Source organism: Rhodococcus baikonurensis, from assembly GCF_040489275.1.
GTDB classification, from domain to species: domain Bacteria; phylum Actinomycetota; class Actinomycetes; order Mycobacteriales; family Mycobacteriaceae; genus Rhodococcus_F; species Rhodococcus_F baikonurensis.
The window spans coordinates 1-2,716 of the sequence record NZ_JBEUOQ010000059.1 but is presented as its reverse complement, the minus strand read 5'-3'; the positions used below and the strand labels follow the sequence as shown (position 1 = coordinate 2,716).

The 2,716-nt window shown below is 60.1% G+C and carries 4 protein-coding genes; 2 read left to right on the top strand and 2 right to left on the bottom strand.

Annotation, left to right across the window (positions count from 1 at the left end; all coding sequences use genetic code 11):
- Positions 1–777: 777 nt before the first annotated feature.
- Positions 778–933 (top strand): hypothetical protein, encoded by a 156-nt coding sequence (locus ABWI03_RS34065; RefSeq protein WP_003942660.1) that lies wholly within the window; start codon positions 778–780, stop codon positions 931–933.
- Entirely contained in the window at positions 927–1,334 is a 408-nt protein-coding gene (locus ABWI03_RS34060) for an IS30 family transposase (RefSeq protein WP_050794007.1), read from the top strand. Before ABWI03_RS34065 ends, ABWI03_RS34060 begins: the two co-directional genes overlap by 7 nt.
- Before the next feature lie 502 nt (positions 1,335–1,836).
- Here the strand turns inward: ABWI03_RS34060 and ABWI03_RS34055 are convergent.
- Both ABWI03_RS34055 and ABWI03_RS34050 read right to left on the bottom strand, forming a co-directional pair.
- Positions 1,837–2,277: a DUF1931 family protein gene (locus tag ABWI03_RS34055; RefSeq protein WP_209923620.1), complete on the bottom strand. Its 441-nt coding sequence runs from the start codon at positions 2,275–2,277 to the stop codon at positions 1,837–1,839.
- A gap of 13 nt (positions 2,278–2,290) precedes the next feature.
- Positions 2,291–2,716 (bottom strand): NAD(P)/FAD-dependent oxidoreductase (locus tag ABWI03_RS34050; RefSeq protein WP_353799065.1); only part of this gene is annotated, 426 nt, incomplete at its 5' end.

Here is a 2,716-nt window from a genome sequence, read left to right as displayed (position 1 = left end):
GGATCAAGTGTTTCGGTCATCGTCGATCCTTCCCGCCAAGCTCAGCTCGGCGTGTTGAATCAAGGACCGGATCCACCGTTATTCAGACAGTCCCCTCATACCGTCTAGGGCTGCGGCGCAGTGGTGTGCCGGGCCTACGTGTGTGAGGTTCGGGTGTAGTTGTGGGCTGCTCGTCGTGGACGGCATCACGAACCTGGCTGTAGTGCCTTGGTCAGGATGATCGTCGTTGCCGAGTTATCGGGTGCGTCGGCGGCTGTGGAGGGAAACTGTTCGAGAACGACGTCGTCGACCAGCCTGTGGAGGACGAACCAATGGAACGAGGTGGTGCTGGTGTCGATCGGTGCCGTCGTCGCGGCGAGAATTACTCGCAGGTGCTCGTTATCGATGTCGAACGTGCAGGTGAGGAAGCTGGAGGGTAGGGCATGGTCCAGGAGAATGCCGGCGGCTTCGTCGATCGCGAGAACTAGGTCGGTCAGTGAGACGGAAAGCGGTGCACCCTATGCTGGTTTCCCGCCGATGATCTGGGGGATGTCACGTCGGCGGGACGGCTCAATCCTGTACCCCGAGTTTTCCCGAGTTCGTTTGCTTTACTTCAGGCACTCGAAGACGAGTGGTCGCCGGAGCAGATTGTCGGGCATCTGAGACTGCATCACAGCGGTGACGAGGAGTTGGCGATCAGCCACGAGACGATCTACCGCTCGATCTACACTACTCGGTGGGATGTGATTCCGCAGTAGCTGTGCAAGCGCCTACGAACATGGCGGCTGATCCGAAAGAATGAGCGGCACTGTTAAAGGGCAATGGAGGTCGCAGGTCATCGATGCGCGCTCGATCGAGGATCGACCCGCCGATGCCGAGGATCGCAGCGTGACTGGACACATGGAAGGTGATCTGGTGATCGGTTCGAAGAACAGTCAGGTTGCGACATGGTAGATCGCAGGGACCGCTACTTGACGATCGTGCAGACACCCAGTCGGCATACCACCTCGGTGGTGCCCGTACTGGTGCGGGAATACGGGCGAATGGATTCGGCATTGTGTCGGAGTTTAACCTGGGATCGGGGGATGGAATTGGCCGATCACGAGCTGCTCAGTGCAGCAACGGGTATCGAGATTTTCTTTGCAGCGCCGCGTAGTCCTTGGCAGCGCGGGACGAATGAGAACACCAATAAGCTTTTACGCCAGTGTCTTACGAAAGGAATGTATCTCGGGGATCTGAGCCAGTCGGACCTCGATGCCATCGCGGCCAGGCTCAACAACCGGCCACGGAAGTGCCTCGGGTTCCGAGCGCCCGCGGAGTTTGTGGCGGAAGAGGCTGTTGCGTTGGCAGGTTGAATTTAAGGACGCTTTTCAGGAATGCGATGTCTCCTGTTCGGAGACCTGCTTGCGCAGCCTGGCCAGTTCTGTCCGTTCCGCGGCAGTGAGCGGTTGTTATCCGACTGTAGCGGCGTCGTCGATGCGTCGTCGTTCGTCGGCGACCTACTGTCCGAGCAGGTTCTTGCTTAATCCGAGGTCGTGGGCGACTTCGGCGATGGTGTGGCCGGAATCGATCACCCTGTGGCGGCTTCGACCGTGTATCGGTCGTAAACGATTTGCGCTTGCGGGACATGAGGACCTCCTCCCAGCGGAACCTTCGGTCCCGCCAGCTCGGTATCCACCATCCGGGGTGAACCCACGAGCATTTCAGCGCGGCTGAATCGCTCCGGCATTTCCGGAGCAGGACGGCATATTCGAACTCAGACACGCTGTCTGGCGTGGTGTCGATAGCCGTGGTTCGTGATTCCCGACCACGGTGTGGTGTCCCGGTGATCTACTGGTTCGCCGGGACGGGTGGTAGTCACAGGAGTAGGTGGAAGATGTCGAAGGCGACTGTCCATTGGGCTGTGCCGGGGTTCTTGCGGTCCGGTTCGATCGTGGCGAAGGTTTGCGCCAGCGCTACGCTCAACCCTCCTGCGATCAGCGGCAGTCGTTGCTCTGTCTCCTCGGAGAGGGCCACGTCCAAGGGCGGGCGGGCGGTCAGTTGATCGAGCAGCGGTTGTAGTTCGATCTCCTCGTCGAGTTTTTCGAACCGGTGGATGCTCTCTTGTAATCCTTTGGTGATCGGCAGGTCCCACGGTTCGATCACGTCGCGCAAGTTTGCTTTCGCGGAGGCTTTCCCGATCAGGATCAGGTCGTAGATCTTGTCGTCGATGAAATCGGTATAGCGCTTGAGATCGTTCCGGTCGACCTGCAGTCCGGCCGCTGCCCTGAAGAACCGCTGGAATTTCACGGTGCCCATTACTGGCATGTCGTCAGCTCCTTTCGAAGTATTCATGGATTTGGCGTACGGCCATCGCTCCTTCACCGACGGCGGATGCGACTCGTTTCACCGAACCGCGGCGGATGTCGCCCGCCGCGAACAGGCCGGGCAGGCTGGTTTCGAGCGTCCTGGACAGGCCGCCGTTGATTGGCAGGCTGCCGTCCGCTCGTGCGTGGATCGCGTCCACACCGGTGAGGACGAAGCCGTGGTCGTCGAGTGCGATCGCGTCGGCAAGCCACCCTGTGTGCGGTACTGCCCCGATGAAGACGAACAGGGCGCGCACCCGAATCGTGTCCTGGTCGCCGGTGCGATTGTCCTCGACTGCAATTGCTTCGAGGTATTTCTCGCCGTGGACCGCACGAATCTCGGTGTGCCGGTGCACGGTGACCCGCGGATGGTGTTCGATCTGGTCGACCAG

Excerpts from the sequence above, each read along its gene's own strand:
- ABWI03_RS34065 (WP_003942660.1), top strand. The coding sequence starts at position 778 with ATGAGCGGCACTGTTAAAGGGCAATGGAGGTCGCAGGTCATCGATGCG.
- ABWI03_RS34060 (WP_050794007.1), top strand. The coding sequence starts at position 927 with ATGGTAGATCGCAGGGACCGCTACTTGACGATCGTGCAGACACCCAGT.
- ABWI03_RS34055 (WP_209923620.1), bottom strand. The coding sequence starts at position 2,277 with ATGGGCACCGTGAAATTCCAGCGGTTCTTCAGGGCAGCGGCCGGACTG.